The following is a 15369-nucleotide window of genomic DNA, read 5'->3' as shown; positions in this document are numbered from 1 at the left end:
GCACAATATCTGTGAAATGAATTGTATGGATAATACCTATCCATTTTATTGATTTAAGCCACAAGGGGCTGTGGATGCGCTATACCCTGCGTCAACTGGAGGTCTTCGTTGCGGTTGCCCAGCACGAAAGCGTCTCGCAAGCAGCGAAAGTATTATCGTTGTCGCAAAGCGCCACCAGCACCGCCTTAGCTGAATTGGAGCGCCAGTTCGCCTGCCAGTTACTAGACCGCACTGGCCGCCAACTGAGGCTCAACAGCATGGGATTCCAGCTGCTTCCCAAGGCTGTTGCGTTGCTTGATCGCGCTCAGGAAATCGAAAATCTGATGCATGGTCGCCAAGGCATCGGTAGCTTGGATGTTGGCGCCACCCTAACAATTGGTAACTACCTTGCGACGCTGCTGATCGGTAACTTCATGCAACGCCACCCAGGTAGCCGAGTCCGGCTCCAGGTGCGCAACACTCGTGCAATTATCGACAGCGTACTGCATCACGAGCTGGATCTAGGGCTGATTGAGGGCCATTGTGAGCACGAAGATGTCGTCACTCAGCCTTGGGTGGAAGACGAACTGGCTGTATTTTGTGCCCCTGATCACCCCTTAGCAGATGGCCAAGCGGTAGAGCTGGATCAGCTGTTACGCGAAAACTGGATCATGCGTGAACAAGGCTCAGGCACACGGCTAACGCTGGAGCAGGCAGCTCGCCATCGGCGCGGGCGCTTCAATACCCTTCTGGAGCTGGAGCATACTGAGGGAATCAAACGTGCGGTGGAATCTGGCCTGGGGATTGGCTGCGTATCACGCCTGGCCTTGAGGGACGCTTTCCGGCGTGGCAGCCTGGTGCCGGTAGCGACACCCGAGCTGGATTTAAAACGCCAATTCGGCTTTATCTGGCACCGTCATAAATACTTAGCCACCGGCATGCGCGAATTCCTAAAGCTCTGTCGCCAAATGACGGAGGGTGCCACGCGCAGTGATCAGATCGATGTGCCTTATTTACCCTAATGCTCAACAACCTGCCGCACGGCCCAATGCCCTAGCCTGCCCGACTCAGCCAGCGTGCAACACCATTTAGTAACACAATCGCACTACCGGCCCCGAGGGTATTAGCCAGCACATCATAAGGGTCGCCACCCAAGCGGCCAGGCACGACCATCTGCAGACCTTCGAGGGTGACACCGTAAATCACCGCCACCCAAAACGCCCCGCTGGCACGAAGGCCAGCGAGATGAATCAGGCCGGCAATAACGCCATAACCCATAAAGTGGTTAGCTTTGTCCCAGGGCAATGTCTGAGGCAGTCCGCTGGCGGGCGTAAGACTCCCCCAGGCAACCGCCAGCATCGCCACCACAGCTAGCCAGGCCCACCAGTTGCGCCGCTGTTGCAAACGCCGCAACAGTCGCTTAACCAAGCGCTATTTCGCGATGGTAAGCAGGGCTCAGCTCGTGCAGCGACTCAACAAAGGCCGTCACATGATCTGGGTTAGTAAACTGGCTGATACCGTGCCCCAGATTAAATACGTGACCAGGCCCTTGGCCATAACTGTCGAGAATTCTCGCGACTTCAGCGCGAATGGCAGATGGGTGGGCAAACAGCACGTTAGGGTCCAGGTTCCCTTGCAGCGCTACGCGATGGCCAACTCGCGCCCGCGCATTAGACATTTCCGTGCTCCAATCCAAGCCAACGGCATCTGACCCCGCCGCCGCAATATCCTCCAGCCACTGGCCGCCATTTTTGGTAAACAGGATAACCGGCACACGGCGCCCCTCATGCTCACGCATCAATCCCGCAACGATCTGTTCCATATAGCGCAATGAAAACTCGCGATACGCCGGTGTTGAGAGCGCACCACCCCAGGTGTCAAAAATCTGCACGGCCTGAGCGCCAGCGCGAATTTGCGCATTAAGGTAGTCCGTCACCGATTCAGCTAGCGTATCGAGCAACTGATGCATCACGTCTGGCGTGTCGTAAAGCATCGTTTTAATGTGACGAAAATCACGGCTGGAGCCGCCTTCCACCATGTAACAAGCCAGCGTCCAAGGACTACCGGAAAAGCCAATCAATGGCACTCGCCCATTCAGCTCATGGCGAATGGTCTTAACCGCATTCATCACATAGTCAAGATCGCGCTCAGCATTCGGCACCGTCAGCGCAGCCACGTCCTCGGCGCTGCGCACTGTCTTGCGGAATTTAGGCCCTTCACCTGTCTCAAAATACAACCCCAGCCCCATGGCATCGGGAATTGTTAAGATGTCAGAAAACAGGATGGCCGCATCCATCGGAAAGCGCTCCAACGGCTGCAGCGTCACCTCACAAGCCAAGTCGCGGTTGCGGCAAAGATCCATGAAACCACCAGCATCTGCGCGTATCGCACGGTACTCCGGCAGATAGCGACCGGCCTGGCGCATCATCCATACAGGGGTACGGTCCACAGGCTGACGCGCCAGTGCGCGGAGAAAACGATCGTTCTTGAGTTCCATGCGCTCATCCATTGACGAAAAAGTGTGGGCGTATCATACCTTATCAGCCCAAGATTAGCGGCCTGTATACCGTGAGCCAAGGCCAGCTTGATGATAAACTGCTGTACTTATCGTCGGCGATACCAGCCGGCCCGACAGGTTTTCATCGAGGTCTATTGTGACGATTCGCTACATCGCCTCCTCTCGACTGCCCACGCCTTGGGCTACGTTTACTATGCACGGCTTCGAAGACGAAGCAACCGGCAAAGACCATATCGCCCTAACGCTTGGCGACGTTGGTGATGGCGAGCCGGTACTGGGCCGTGTTCACTCGGAATGCCTGACCGGCGATGCCTTGTTCTCAATGCGTTGTGACTGCGGCTACCAGCTGATGGAAGCCCTGCGACGAATTGCCGAGGAGGGTCGTGGCGTATTGCTCTATCTACGCCAAGAAGGTCGGGGTATCGGGCTGCTTAATAAAATTCGTGCTTACCACCTGCAGGACCAGGGTGCCGATACCGTAGAGGCCAATGAGCGGCTGGGATTCGCTGCAGATATGCGCCGTTACGACCTGTGCTTGCCGATGCTGAACCATCTCGATATTCAGGCGCTACGCCTGATGACCAACAATCCCCGCAAGGTCAACGCGTTAACCGACGAGGGTATTGATGTCGTCGAACGAGTTGGGCTGACCACCGGCCTTAACCCACACAACGAGCACTATCTTTCTACCAAGGCCGGTAAACTAGGCCACATGATGGCACTGGGCGACTTCACCCCCGCAGAAAATCCAAGCAATAAGCGTAAACCCTAAAAAAGCCAGGGCCCAACTAATGCGGGGCCCTAGTCTATCTCTTGCTTCAATTAGCGCGAGCTGATTCCGCCCCGTGAGGCGCTCCCCACACCAGCCTGAGCGTGACAGCAATGACGAGCAGTGCCGCCAAACCACTGACCGCTCCCAGCAGTGTACTTTGCGTTAGCCCAGCAATGAAAAAGCCCGTGATCCCCGCAACCCCGGCGGTAATCGCATAGGGCAACTGTGTGCGCACATGGTCAATATGATCACAGGACGACCCAGCAGACGACAAAATGGTTGTATCGGAAATCGGCGAGCAGTGGTCACCAAAGATCCCTCCGCTAAGCACAGCGGCAATGGTCAGTGCCAGTGGCAGGTCCATCGCGACAGCGACTGGCATGGCAATAGGAATCATGATGGCAAAGGTGCCGTAGGAAGTTCCCGTGGTAAAAGCGACCACCGCCCCAATCAAAAACAGCAACACCGGCACCATACTGGGCGACAAACTGGCTTCCGCGAGAGTGACCAAGTAGGCAGCCGTGCCGAGCTCTGACGTCACGCTGCCGATCGACCAGGCCAGGGTCAGAATGATGTACACCAGCGTCATGCTTTTGATGCCATCCACCACAATATCCATCGCTTCACGGAAATTGAACAGCTTCTGTACCATCCCCATGGTCAAACCAACAACCACCGCCATCAGCGTGGCCATAAGAATTGACAAGCCACCTTTGGCATTACCCACCGCGGTCACGAGATCGTTTTCAGGGAAGTTTCCGGTCCATAGGAAAAGGGGTGGAATCATTAACACCAGCACAGCAATAGGCACCAACATATTACGCTTACGCGCCTGATCTTCGCTGACTACGCTGAGATTCTCTTCGTGAGCACCAGAGGGGGGAGCCGCATTAGCTGCCATGACATGACCGGTAGTGCGGGCACGATGCTCTGCAGCCGCCATGGGGCCAAAGTCCCACTGAGTAATTACCATATAGATGATGAGACCCAGCGCCAACCAAGCATAAAAATTCAGCGGAATCGTCGACAGATAAATCAGGTACTCTGAGCCGCTGGCCCCCATTTCAACCAACTGTGTACCGATCAGCCCCATAACAAAAACCACCCAGGTTGAGACTGGGCCCAGTAAACACATTGGTGCCGAGGTAGAGTCAACGATATAAGCGAGCTTTTCCCGAGAAACCCTCATTTTATCGGTAATCGGGCGCATCACACTGCCCACGGTTAAGGCGTTGAAATAGTCTTCAAAGAAAATCAGCACACCCAACCCCATGGTGGCACCCTGTGCACCACGGCGCGACGCAACACGCGCAGAAATCGAACGCGCGATGGCTTGAGCACCTCCCGTACGCTCCAGCACCCCAATCAGCACACCAAACAAGCCACAGTAGATCAGTACCGTGACGCTCCACTCATCACCCACGCTCGGAATAATAAAGGCATCAAACGTGTCATACAGCCCAATAGCGGGATTGCCACCCACCAGCATGGTCGCGCCTAACCAAACGCCGCAGAACAGCGCCGGAATCACATTGCGCGTCACCAGCGCCAGCACTATTGCCAACAGTGGCGGCAACAGGGAAAAAATACCGAATGTCATCAAGGGCTCCTGCGTTTCTTGTTGTGATCAATGTTGTCGTCAATAGAGTCATGTGAGTGACACGACGTAGCTGATACCTATATCAAAACAGCACAGCGCAGCGTGTCAGCCAGCATCACCGCGGGCTTTGCGGATACTCTCATAGGCATTACCAATTTCAATGGTGCGTTCTTTCGCCATCTCACGCATGCTTTCAGGCAGACCTTTTGATGCCAGTTTATCCGGGTGATTTTCACTCATCAGGCGCCGATAATTTCGCTTTACCTCGGCATCACTAGCATCTGGCTTAACCCCCAGCACTGCATAAGCGTCTTCCAGCGAGGGGCCTGACGGCTGAGCACTACCGGCCTGACTGGCACCACGCAACATCGCTTCGATCTGCTGAATCTCAGCTTCACTGCAACCCAGCCCTCGAGCAATATGCATGATCATCCGGTGTTCCGCAGGGTGCAGTACACCATCAGCAGCAATCGCTGACAGCTGCACTTGCAGGAACATCTGACGCAAAGCGCGTTGTCCGCGAGTAATACGGGCGACTTTGGCAATTTCAGCATCAAGATCGAAGTTTGATGCCTTACCGCGGTTAAAATTTTCCCGAGCCTTGGCACGCTGCTCCTCGTTGAGGCGCAATAAATCCCACATTTTGCGCGACGCGTCCAGCTCTTCTTCGGTGACCTGGCCATCGGCTTTACACAAGCAGCCCATAACGGCAAACGTTGCATCCAGAAAATGGCGTTGTAACTCTTTCAGTCCCATGCCACCGCGAACTCGGCTTCCAAGCCACCAGCCCAGCGCAGCCCCTGCAACAAGCCCAAGTAAGTTACCGCTGATAAGAAAACCAACAAAACCGCCGATCAAGGCTGCCATCAGCATGGCATCTCTCCAATGGAATCAAATATTTATCAATAAAAAAGGCGTGCTTAAATGCTCAGCACGCCCACATAAACCATAGCGTCCAGTCAAACGGCATCCTTACCGGTTTCGCCCGTGCGAATCCGGATAACTTGCTCTAGGGCCGTCACAAAAATTTTGCCGTCGCCAATTTTTCCGGTATTGGCCACTTTTGTAATGGCGTCAATCACTTGATCGATCATGTCACCATCGACCGCCACTTCCAGTTTTACTTTGGGTAGAAAGTCCACCACATACTCGGCACCACGATACAGCTCCGTGTGCCCTTTCTGGCGGCCAAACCCTTTTACTTCTGTCACCGTGATGCCCTGAACGCCAATGTCAGAGAGCGACTCACGAACGTCGTCGAGCTTGAACGGTTTGATGATGGCAGTCACCAGTTTCATGATCTTATCCTCGCGTAATTCGTGTTCCGGTAGCGCCACTGCGAAACCGGCTGCAATGCTGCTGAGGATACACTGCCTCGGCCCGATTGAAAAAACCGGCGTACAACCGACCCGCTCAACCCCCATTCACAGCGAAAACTCAGCTAGCTGTCGCCATGAGACTCGCGCCATTCTTGAGCGGCTTCTTTTACCCCTGCATCGTGGTCACCAGACAGCGCCGCAAGCCGCTCAGCTTCCTCTTCGCGCACATCGTCGATCACGGTCATTAGGTCATCCACATCCACTGCGCTGGTGTCATGTTCAAAGCACCCGGTTAACTGGCTATCAGGGTGCAGTTCGCCCGCTTCATACAACGCCCATATTTCTTTGCCGTAGTCGGTGGCCAGTAACTCAGGAGCGAAACGACCAAAGTAACGGCGCATGTTGTCAACGTCGCGCTCAAACATCATTTCGGCGCTATTATTCCCTGCGGCATCCACCGCTTGAGGAAGATCAATGATGACGGGGCCGTCAGCAGACAGCAGCACATTGAACTCAGACAAATCACCATGAATCAGGCCTGCGCACAGCATACGCACGATATCACCAAGAATTTTGGTGTAATACGCTTGAGCTTGCTCGGCACTGAGTACCACGTCATCCAACCGTGGCGCAGTTAATCCTTCGGCATCGGTGATCATTTCCATCAGCAAAACGCCATCGACAAAACCATGCGGCTTAGGTACCCGCACGTCGGCCTCGGCCAGCCGATAAAGGGCATCAACTTCCGCGTTAAGCCAGGCTTGCTCTTGTTCTTTTTGGCCGTAGCGGGTTTTCTTGGCCATGGCGCGGGAGCGGCGGCTATTGCGCACTTTTCGCCCCTCTTGATACTGCACAGCCTGTTTAAAACTACGCTTTTTGGCTTCCTTGAACACCTTGGCACAACGCCGCTCTCCATGGGAGCGCACCACGTATACCTGAGCTTCCTTACCACTCATCAGTTGGCCTTCCACGGCATCGATCAGGCCATCATCAACTAACGACTGTAGTCTTTTGGGTATTTTCATATCACCACATTGCTAACTAATATACCGGGCACGAAAGCTACGGCCCTTGAGTTTTCCCGTGCTTAATTGCTTCAGGGCGGCTGCGGCAACCTCACGATGTACCGCCACATAAGCGCTATTGGCGAGCAGCTTAATCTTACCTACCTGATCCCCGGCAATCCCACCGTCGCCGGTTAGGGCACCCAAAATGTCTCCAGGGCGCAACTTATGTTTTTTTCCCGCCCCTAACTGCAACGTCACCATTGTCGGTTGAAAAGGCAACTGCTCCAACACTTCAGGGCCGGGTAACGGTTGTACGTCGAGGCGCTCATTCAGCAACTCTGCCAAGCGCGCCAGCCGGTAGTCATCTTTCTCACTAACCAGAGTGCAGGCCACTCCAGAGCCTCCTGCTCGGCCAGTGCGCCCAACACGGTGAACATGCACTTCAAGCTCACGAGCAATGCGATAGTTAAACACCGCGTCCAGAGCAGCGATATCCAAGCCTCTGGCCGCTACGTCGGTAGCGACCAGAATTGAAGCACTGCCATTGGCAAACATAATTAATAAGCGGTCCCTGTCACGCTGTTCAAGGTCGCCATGCAGCGCCAGTGCACTGAAGCCTGCATCATTCAAGGCGTCAGCCACATCGTCTGTCTCGCGCTTGGTATTACAAAACACCACGCTTGATGCTGGCTTCAGCGTCAGCAGCAGCCGACGCAGGGAGTCAAAACGCAATGACTCATCGTCAACCCGATAGAAATGCTGGCGAATCGTCGTTTCATCATGAGCGTCCTCCACCTCTACCTTAACGGGCTCACGCATCAAACGCTCGGCAATGGGGCGAACACTCTCATCATAGGTTGCGCTAAACAATAGGGTCTGACGGCTGGCTGGCGTCTCGGCGATAATGGCTTCCATCGCCGCCTGAAACCCCATGTCAAGCATACGGTCTGCTTCATCCAGCACGAGAGTCGTCAGCGAACCCAGCACCAGCGTTGCTTTCCGCAGATGCTCTTCCACCCGCCCCGGCGTGCCGACAACGATATGCGCACCATGCTCTAGTGACCCAAGCTGCGGCCCCATCGGTGCACCACCACACAGCGTCAATACCTTAACGTTAGGCAGGCTACGCGCTAGTCGGCGGATTTCACCGGCAACCTGATCTGCCAGCTCACGAGTGGGGCACAACACCAGCCCCTGCACTCGGAAATCTGACACTTGCAGGCGCGACAACAGTCCCAAGCCAAAAACGGCGGTTTTTCCAGAGCCCGTTTTTGCCTGAGCAAGAACATCACGACCCGCCAGCACGGGCGGTAGCCCCTCGGCCTGAATCGGCGTCATGGTGTGATAGCCCAGCGAAGCAAGGTTAGACAGCAGCTCCGGCAGCAGCGGCAACGTGGCAAAGTCAGAGGTGGTTTGATTCACGATGAAATAGACTCGAAGAGTAACCCTGTAGCGGCTCAGCTATCGAAGCCGCTCGACAAGCGATGGTGGAAACTGGACAGAATAGCAGAAACAGAGCGGCAGCATGTAACACAGCACAGGCTTTACAATAGCTGCCATAAACACGGATAGTAACGCACATGACAGGGGCGTTGTTGCGAAACATTACGAGCAACGACTGAGATGCACCCTTACCACCTGAACCGGATAATGCCGGCGTAGGGAGTCGGCAGTCTATCGGCAGACGCCGACTCCTCGCTGAGGGGCACCACAATGACCGCTAGTCCAACACTCGACCTTGCCTTACGCCTTAACCGCGTACGCGCAAATTCCCCGCTGATTCTCAACATTACCAACCATGTATCAATGAACGTCATGGCTAATGTGCTACTCGCGATTGGCGCATCACCCGCCATGGCGCATGCCAAACAGGAGGTCGCTGAGTTTGCCGCCATGGCAGGTGCGCTGACGATTAACATCGGTACCCTCTCACCCCGCTGGGTAGACGCCATGGAAATCGCCGCGCGTGCCGCCCTCGGCGCCCAAACACCCTGGGTGCTGGACCCAGTGGCAGTTGGCGCCACAAGCTATCGCCAAGAAGTCGGTGCTCAATTACTGAGGCTTTCACCCAGCGTAATTCGCGGCAATGCCTCTGAGATTCTGAGCCTGGCGAAGTTATCTGACCAAGCCAGCTCACTCCATCAACAACACAGTCGTGGCCACGGCGTTGATAGCACCACCACTAGCCACAGCGCTCAAGAGGCGGCCATTTTACTGGCAAGATATAGCGGCGCAGTGGTGGCAGTAACTGGTGAGTCCGACCTAGTAACCGATGGGCAGAAAATAGCTCGTATTGACGGCGGTCATGCGCTAATGCCCAAAGTCACCGCCTTGGGTTGCTCGCTCACCGGCGTTGTTGGCGCATGGATTGCCCAAGCCGATACCGAAAGCACCGACGATATCTTCCTAGCAACCACAGCAGCCTTAGCCAGCTATGCCGTGGCCGGCGAACTGGCGGGCCGGATAGCACAAGGGCCTGGCAGCTTTAGTGTGGCGTTTCTTGATACGCTCTATGCTCTGGACAGCAATACTCTCACCCAACATGCCCGACTGGAGATTACCGATGCACGTTGATCTGTCTCTTTACCTCGTTACCGACCCCGCACTGTGCAAAAGCTACGGGCTGGTGGAGACTGTTGCCGCCGCCGTTCGCGGTGGCGCAACCCTCATCCAATTAAGAGACAAACACGCCAGCGACGCCGAGATGGTGTCCCAGGCGCGTCAGATTAAACAGGCTCTTGCTGGCAGCGGCGTTCCTCTGATCATTAATGATCGCCTGGAAGTCGCACTAGCCAGCGGCGCAGATGGGCTGCATATCGGGCAAGACGATGGCGACGTTGCGGCGGCACGCAACGCTCTGGGGGAAAAGGCGATTCTCGGCCTTTCGGTACAGCGTTTAGAGCAACTAGCACAGCTAGACGCTGCCGCCCTAAACTACCTGGGTTTGGGGCCGGTGTTCGCTACTGCCACCAAGGGCGATCATGCCACACCGATAGGGTTCGACGGCCTAGCAGCACTGGTCGCAGCCAGCCCACTGCCTAATGTGGCAATCGGTGGGCTCAAGCGTGAACATGTTGAAAAGGTACGGGCTGCCGGTGCCGATGGCCTAGCCGTCGTGTCGGCTATTTGTGGCACACCAGACCCCCAGGCTGCTGCTCAGGGGTTTTTCAATACTTAGGTTGCAGGGCGGCGCGTGAGGGCGACGCGCCCTTCTCGCCAAGCAATTAACAGGCCACTGAAAATCACCACAGTGCCGCCAATTAGTACCCAGAGATCTGGCACTTCACCCCAGACCCACCAGCCCAACAACACTGCCCAAATCAGGGCGGTATAATCAAACGGCGCGGCCAGTGCCGCAGGTGCATAGCGAAACGCCATAGTAATCCCCGCCATAGCGCCTACCCCAAGAATACCGGCCAGTATAAATATCGGCCAATCCGTCGTGGCGGGTGTTTGCCATACCCAAGGTAGTGTCGACGCAGACACCAGCATCGGAATCAACGTGGTATAGAAGACCATTGCCCACAAGTGCTCACGACTACCATAGCGGCGAGCGGTAATCAGAGTGAGCGCATAGAAAACGGCGGCCCCTAAAACAATCAGCGTGGCCGGTTGAAAGCTATCGGCGCCTGGACGCACAACAATCATCACGCCAACAAAACCGAGCAGCGTTGCGATAATGGTTGGCTTATCGACCCGCTCTTTAAGCAACGGCACCGACAGTAGCGTCACAAACAACGGTGCAGCAAATATTATAGCGGTGGCTTCAGCCAGTGGCAGGAGGGTCAAGCCCCACATAAAGCAAATCATCGTGCCAGAGAAAATCAACCCACGCAGCAAGTGGACGCCAGGCCGCTTGGTACCCAGAGTGCGTATGCCACCATTGAAATGTGCGATCAGGATGATTAGCGGTAATGACACCAAGGTGCGGAAGAAGATGATCTGTAACGGCGAGTAACTCGCCCCTAGCCACTTGGTGATAGCATCGCCCAACGCAAGGCACAGCACGCCAGCACACATGTAAAGAATGCCTTTCAACGTGGCGGGCATCGCGGCAACTCCTCTCAGCTCATCCCAACACCAAACACCGCCGGCAAAGCCAGCGGTGTGTTCGTTGCAACCCAACAGTGACTACCTAATATAATGCGTTATTTGCGGCGGCCAGCACGACGGGGGAATGTCATAGATTACAGGCTGGCCTGCACGACCATGCAGTCCATACCGCTCGACTGAAGACGCCGACACGCATTACGCGCCTGGCCTTCACCCATATCCATCAAACGTGCACGATAAACACTGGCACCAGCCACTTGGGGCAGGGCCACCTGCTCTTCACCAACTTTCGCGGCCCGGGCTGCTCTTACTGCTAGGGCACGAGCACTATCGAGACTACTGAAGGCACCGACCTGAATGCCCCACTCACCACCGGCTGACGTAGCAGGAGACACCGTATTGACCGGCGCAGAGGCTTGAGCAACAACAGGAGTCGCTCTTACTGGCGCCTGACGCGCTGCAGGTGATGCCTCAACAACCAGCGGCTCATCTGCACGAGCAGTGGCGGCAGAACCTGCTGGCGTGTCACTCCACGCTACCAGTTCCTGACTATCAGCACTTGCATAACTGCGACTAGCAACGGCAGGTGTGAGTTCATTACTCACCCGCTGGCGCGACGGCTCAGTACGCTGATATGACCGCTGCGCTGCACTCGCTGTTGGCGCAGCCGTATTCACCGCTAGCATCTGACGCACAGGCTGCCTTGGTTCAACACCAGGTATCAACAACTGTTCATCAGAAATAGCGGTGTTGGCCATCCAGCCATTGCCATCACTAAGCGAAGCGCGCAGAAAACCACGATCTAGCAGATTAGCCATGTGCTTATCGCGCGACTTAGAACTATACCCCCCCATGACAACAGACAGCATACGACGGCCATCACGCTCAGCCGAGGTTGCTACGTTAAAGCCTGATGCACGGATAAACCCCGTTTTCAGGCCATCCGCGCCGGGATAGCTGGCTAACAGGCGATTGTGGCCACGCACTGTTTTTCCGCGCCAAGTGAAACTCTGCAGCGAGAAATAATGATAATACTGGGGGAAATCCAGCATCAAACGACGTGACAGCATCGCCATGTCTCTCGCCGTTGTTACCTGGCGACTGTCCGGCAAGCCAGAGGCATTACGGAAAGTTGTATTATGCATACCCAGATCACGCGCCTTAGCTGTCATCAGCTGTGCAAACTCACTTTCCGTACCACCTAGCGACTCAGCAACAACCGCTGCAACATCATTGGCAGAGCGCACAACCAGCGCCTGAATAGCGGTCTCAACCGGTAACGTTGAACCGGCTTTCAGCCACAGTTTAGTGGCCGGCTTAGCCGCTGCAGTGGCTGACACCCTTAGCGGGCTGTTAAGCGTTAAGCGCTGGTTATCCAGCTCTTCAAACAGCATATACAGCGTCATCATTTTGGTCAGTGATGCGGGATAACGCCTTGCATCAGCATTTTCGGCATACAAAACTTCGTGCGTGTCAGCATCAATCACAATGCCGGCATAGCGCGGATTACCTTCAGCCACCGCCTTACCAGCCAGCAGCAATCCAAGCGCCAAAACAAGAGTGACGACTAACGAGTACCGCCGGTAGGGTGTAGGCAGCATAATATTCCCCTGAAGTTAGTAATTCACGACGACCAATGACGTAGTATGACGTAAGATTTCCCACTGTACATGCATCAAATCACAGTTCACGCAGAAAATAGACAAAAGTAAAAGTAAAGTGACGCATTTTAGCGACTAACTATTAACCTAACTCCACAATATAACATTTGTCCGCGGCTTTATAGGGCAGAGTTTCACTAACAGCCCCATGGCGACGATTCTTAACAACGACGTTTAGTCACTATTCTTAACGACTCACGCCATGCCCGACCACCGGCTAACACCTAACCACACCAGCCGCAGCGCCAACAGCGTCAGCGCCCACTTGAACAGGTTGTCAAAGTGATGCTCAGAGAGTCGATGCAATAACTTAAGTCCTAGCCAAGTGCCCACTAGTCCCGCTACGACCATCGCTACCATCAGTCCCAGCCATTCACGAAACACAAAGCCGGCCATGCCGAATACAAATATTTTGGTCAAATGTTGTAACGACATACAGGCCGAAAAAGTTGCTACCTTAGCCAACCGGCCCTCCTGACGCTGTTTCACAAAGGCCGCCACCATCGGGCCGCTTGCACCCACCAAACTAGACAGCAACGTGGTAACGGCACCCGCGACAACAATCCCAGCACCATGTAGCGCGCGCTTCGGCACGCCGGGGCCCCAGCAGGTAAACAGCACAAAAGCCGCAATACATAGCTCCAGTACGCCTGCAGGCAAGCGAATCACCAGCCACGCAGCAGCCAAGGCGCCAAGAATCACCCCAGGAACAAAAAACAGTAGTGTGTTTCGGTCCACGTGCCGCCAGGTCATCGTGGTGCGGCCAACGTTTGACCCCAACTGCACCATGCCATGCACGGGAATCAGCGCTGCCGCCGGCATCACTTGGGCCAGCGCCATAATCATCAAAACTCCGCCGCCAACACCAAAAGCCGCCGTAAACGCTGAGGTTACTACCGAAAGCAGAATCAGCAGCCCACCTAAAGAAGGCGACAATGGTGACAACGCATCGAGTAACGGCATATAGAGTCCTGTCAAAGATCATGGCGATTGAGGCATCGCATCATACCGGAAACACATCGGGGCTGGTCATTGACCAGCCCCGATATTACCTGCATTACCTGCAATCAAATACGAGCTTACGTATCAAGCCCTCAGCGCGCGCAGCACGGCCTGGCGCGAAAGGCGCTCACGCTCGGCATAAAGCGCCAGCTCATCTGTCACCGCCGCGCCTAGCGCCGCTTCAAAGGCATCGCGATTGGCATTGCCGGCGTAGGCCTCGCCCTGCTCGCCTCCCAGGTTAGACTGGAAGATACCTGCCGCACTAACGGGCAGGAAGTCTTCATAGGTAATCGGCAGCGCCTCGACCAGCCCTTGCGTGATGAGCGCCTCCATATCAGACGCGCCTGCCGCAGCACTAGCCTCTTTGCCTGCTTCGGTCAGGCGATACTCGAAGAACGCTAGGCCTCGGCGGCGCAGCTCATCGTCACTATCAGGAAAATCAGCAAATACCTCAGCCAGCACGTGCTGGTGCTGCTCGTTGCTCAGGCCTACCGTGCGCTGGCGCGACTCGCCAAGCAACTGGTCATACAGCGTGCGTCCTTCGGCCGTCAACGCGACTCCGCGCTGCTCAATCTCGCCAAAGCGTGCGCTATGCGTGCCTTGACGATCGCCGGTAAAGCGGATGGCTTCCTCCAACGCCTTAAAGCTGGTCTGACGCAATAAAATCGGGCAGTTGCGGCGCGGCGGCCCTTCGATAACCTCTTTCGCATTCATGCCCATGGCGGGCATGCGCCGCTGAGCTTCATCAATATCGAGGGTGCGCGGTGTCAGGTGATTGATATGCGGGCCGCGAAAACACACCACATCCGCAATCAGGCGATGTTCCGCCTGTAGCGCTGCGTGGGTTTCCATATCAACCGTGGCATCTTGGTGCCAACGAAATGTCTCCAGCGCCTCTGCCACAAAACGCTCAGCCTGTGCCTCGTCAAGCCCACCTTGCTCCTCAGCCACGGCGGTCAATTCACGCGCTTGAGCAGTGAAAATATCGCGCTGAGACAAAATTTCAGCGGCCTTGTCACGCAGCGCCTCGCTTTCAATCAACTCTAGGCGCAGCAACGACGTAAAGATACGGAAAGGGTTGCGCGCCAGCGCCGCATCTTCTTTCGGGCGAAACGCGGTGGAGTGAACCGGCACGCCAGCCTCTGACAGGTCGTAATACCCTACGGGGAACATGCCCATCACCGCGAATAAACGGCGCAACATCGCAAGCTCGTCGGCAGTACCGACGCGAATGGCCCCGTGCCGCTCAACACCAAGCCGCGCTAATTCATTATGGGACTCCAACCGCTCAGCCAATGCGGGGTCACGCTCCAATGTTTCGCGATTGACCTGCTCAACCAGCGCCAATAGTGTTTCGTACTGTGGCACTTCAGCCTGATACATGGCCGACATGGCCCGAGAAAAACGATCGCGAATCTCGTCACTGCTGACGAAGGCCGAGGTATTCATGACTCATGG

Annotated in this window: 15 protein-coding genes and 1 riboswitch; of the genes, 4 read left to right on the top strand and 11 right to left on the bottom strand. The window is 55.5% G+C overall.

Annotated elements, in window-relative coordinates:
• Positions 1 to 74 precede the first annotated feature (74 nt).
• Positions 75 to 1001, top strand: coding sequence for a LysR family transcriptional regulator (locus H616_RS0104960; protein WP_027966369.1), 927 nt, complete (start codon positions 75 to 77; stop codon positions 999 to 1001).
• A gap of 31 nt (positions 1002 to 1032) precedes the next feature.
• Here H616_RS0104960 and H616_RS0104955 read toward each other — a convergent pair whose 3' ends face one another.
• Positions 1033 to 1407: a VanZ family protein gene (locus H616_RS0104955; protein ID WP_027966368.1), complete on the bottom strand. Its 375-nt coding sequence runs from the start codon at positions 1405 to 1407 to the stop codon at positions 1033 to 1035.
• Positions 1400 to 2476 carry a uroporphyrinogen decarboxylase gene (gene hemE, locus H616_RS0104950; RefSeq protein ID WP_027966367.1) on the bottom strand — a complete coding sequence of 359 codons (1077 nt, stop codon included), beginning with the start codon at positions 2474 to 2476 and terminating at the stop codon, positions 1400 to 1402. Before hemE ends, H616_RS0104955 begins: the two co-directional genes overlap by 8 nt.
• Before the next feature lie 157 nt (positions 2477 to 2633).
• Between hemE and ribA the strand changes: the two genes are divergently transcribed.
• On the top strand, positions 2634 to 3269 hold the full coding sequence (gene ribA / locus H616_RS0104945; protein WP_027966366.1) for a GTP cyclohydrolase II: 636 nt from the start codon (positions 2634 to 2636) through the stop codon (positions 3267 to 3269).
• Positions 3270 to 3315: 46 nt separating this feature from the next.
• Here ribA and H616_RS14215 read toward each other — a convergent pair whose 3' ends face one another.
• From H616_RS14215 to dbpA, 5 genes are all read right to left on the bottom strand, one after another.
• Positions 3316 to 4869: a Na+/H+ antiporter NhaC family protein gene (locus tag H616_RS14215; RefSeq protein WP_051233987.1), complete on the bottom strand. Its 1554-nt coding sequence runs from the start codon at positions 4867 to 4869 to the stop codon at positions 3316 to 3318.
• Positions 4870 to 4974: 105 nt separating this feature from the next.
• Complete coding sequence (djlA, locus tag H616_RS0104935; protein WP_027966365.1) at positions 4975 to 5742, bottom strand: co-chaperone DjlA; 768 nt, start codon at positions 5740 to 5742, stop codon at positions 4975 to 4977.
• A gap of 86 nt (positions 5743 to 5828) precedes the next feature.
• A complete protein-coding gene (gene glnK, locus H616_RS0104930; RefSeq protein WP_027966364.1) occupies positions 5829 to 6167 on the bottom strand; it encodes a P-II family nitrogen regulator in 339 nt (112 codons plus the stop codon).
• A gap of 143 nt (positions 6168 to 6310) precedes the next feature.
• Positions 6311 to 7213, bottom strand: a complete 903-nt coding sequence (locus H616_RS14210) for a PA4780 family RIO1-like protein kinase (RefSeq protein WP_035572617.1) — start codon at positions 7211 to 7213, stop codon at positions 6311 to 6313.
• Between the two features lie 12 nt (positions 7214 to 7225).
• Positions 7226 to 8617 (bottom strand): ATP-dependent RNA helicase DbpA, encoded by a 1392-nt coding sequence (gene dbpA / locus H616_RS0104920; RefSeq protein WP_027966363.1) that lies wholly within the window; start codon positions 8615 to 8617, stop codon positions 7226 to 7228.
• Positions 8618 to 8770: 153 nt separating this feature from the next.
• Positions 8771 to 8877: riboswitch (TPP riboswitch) on the top strand.
• Between the two features lie 31 nt (positions 8878 to 8908).
• Here dbpA and thiM point away from each other — a divergent pair.
• Both thiM and thiE read left to right on the top strand, forming a co-directional pair.
• On the top strand, positions 8909 to 9769 hold the full coding sequence (gene thiM / locus H616_RS0104915; protein ID WP_027966362.1) for a hydroxyethylthiazole kinase: 861 nt from the start codon (positions 8909 to 8911) through the stop codon (positions 9767 to 9769).
• Complete coding sequence (gene thiE, locus H616_RS0104910; RefSeq protein WP_027966361.1) at positions 9759 to 10373, top strand: thiamine phosphate synthase; 615 nt, start codon at positions 9759 to 9761, stop codon at positions 10371 to 10373. Before thiM ends, thiE begins: the two co-directional genes overlap by 11 nt.
• On the opposite strand, the gene H616_RS0104905 is transcribed toward thiE, so the two are convergent.
• The 4 genes from H616_RS0104905 to hglS form a co-directional block, all read right to left on the bottom strand.
• Positions 10370 to 11245, bottom strand: a complete 876-nt coding sequence (locus tag H616_RS0104905) for a DMT family transporter (RefSeq protein WP_027966360.1) — start codon at positions 11243 to 11245, stop codon at positions 10370 to 10372. The two genes, thiE and H616_RS0104905, sit on opposite strands and share 4 nt — an antisense overlap.
• A 137-nt stretch (positions 11246 to 11382) precedes the next feature.
• Complete coding sequence (locus H616_RS0104900) at positions 11383 to 12849, bottom strand: serine hydrolase (protein WP_051233985.1); 1467 nt, start codon at positions 12847 to 12849, stop codon at positions 11383 to 11385.
• A gap of 255 nt (positions 12850 to 13104) precedes the next feature.
• The gene (locus H616_RS0104895; RefSeq protein WP_027966358.1) at positions 13105 to 13872 is read right to left on the bottom strand and encodes a sulfite exporter TauE/SafE family protein; all 768 of its coding nucleotides are present in this window, start codon (positions 13870 to 13872) and stop codon (positions 13105 to 13107) included.
• 123 nt (positions 13873 to 13995) lie between these two features.
• Positions 13996 to 15360 carry a 2-oxoadipate dioxygenase/decarboxylase HglS gene (gene hglS, locus H616_RS0104890; RefSeq protein ID WP_027966357.1) on the bottom strand — a complete coding sequence of 455 codons (1365 nt, stop codon included), beginning with the start codon at positions 15358 to 15360 and terminating at the stop codon, positions 13996 to 13998.
• Between the last annotated feature and the right edge of the window lie 9 nt (positions 15361 to 15369).

Origin of the sequence: Halomonas halocynthiae DSM 14573 (genome assembly GCF_000425725.1) — a bacterium.
Lineage (GTDB): Bacteria > Pseudomonadota > Gammaproteobacteria > Pseudomonadales > Halomonadaceae > Halomonas > Halomonas halocynthiae.
Note: the sequence above shows the minus strand (reverse complement) of the source record. Positions and strands in the feature narration are given on the sequence as shown.

Excerpts from the sequence above, each read along its gene's own strand:
- H616_RS0104895 (WP_027966358.1), bottom strand. The coding sequence starts at position 13,872 with ATGCCGTTACTCGATGCGTTGTCACCATTGTCGCCTTCTTTAGGTGGG.
- thiE (WP_027966361.1), top strand. The coding sequence starts at position 9,759 with ATGCACGTTGATCTGTCTCTTTACCTCGTTACCGACCCCGCACTGTGC.
- H616_RS0104960 (WP_027966369.1), top strand. The coding sequence starts at position 75 with ATGCGCTATACCCTGCGTCAACTGGAGGTCTTCGTTGCGGTTGCCCAG.
- H616_RS0104905 (WP_027966360.1), bottom strand. The coding sequence starts at position 11,245 with ATGCCCGCCACGTTGAAAGGCATTCTTTACATGTGTGCTGGCGTGCTG.
- H616_RS14215 (WP_051233987.1), bottom strand. The coding sequence starts at position 4,869 with ATGACATTCGGTATTTTTTCCCTGTTGCCGCCACTGTTGGCAATAGTG.
- hglS (WP_027966357.1), bottom strand. The coding sequence starts at position 15,360 with ATGAATACCTCGGCCTTCGTCAGCAGTGACGAGATTCGCGATCGTTTT.
- hemE (WP_027966367.1), bottom strand. The coding sequence starts at position 2,476 with ATGGAACTCAAGAACGATCGTTTTCTCCGCGCACTGGCGCGTCAGCCT.
- thiM (WP_027966362.1), top strand. The coding sequence starts at position 8,909 with ATGACCGCTAGTCCAACACTCGACCTTGCCTTACGCCTTAACCGCGTA.
- H616_RS14210 (WP_035572617.1), bottom strand. The coding sequence starts at position 7,213 with ATGAAAATACCCAAAAGACTACAGTCGTTAGTTGATGATGGCCTGATC.
- glnK (WP_027966364.1), bottom strand. The coding sequence starts at position 6,167 with ATGAAACTGGTGACTGCCATCATCAAACCGTTCAAGCTCGACGACGTT.
- H616_RS0104900 (WP_051233985.1), bottom strand. The coding sequence starts at position 12,849 with ATGCTGCCTACACCCTACCGGCGGTACTCGTTAGTCGTCACTCTTGTT.
- djlA (WP_027966365.1), bottom strand. The coding sequence starts at position 5,742 with ATGCTGATGGCAGCCTTGATCGGCGGTTTTGTTGGTTTTCTTATCAGC.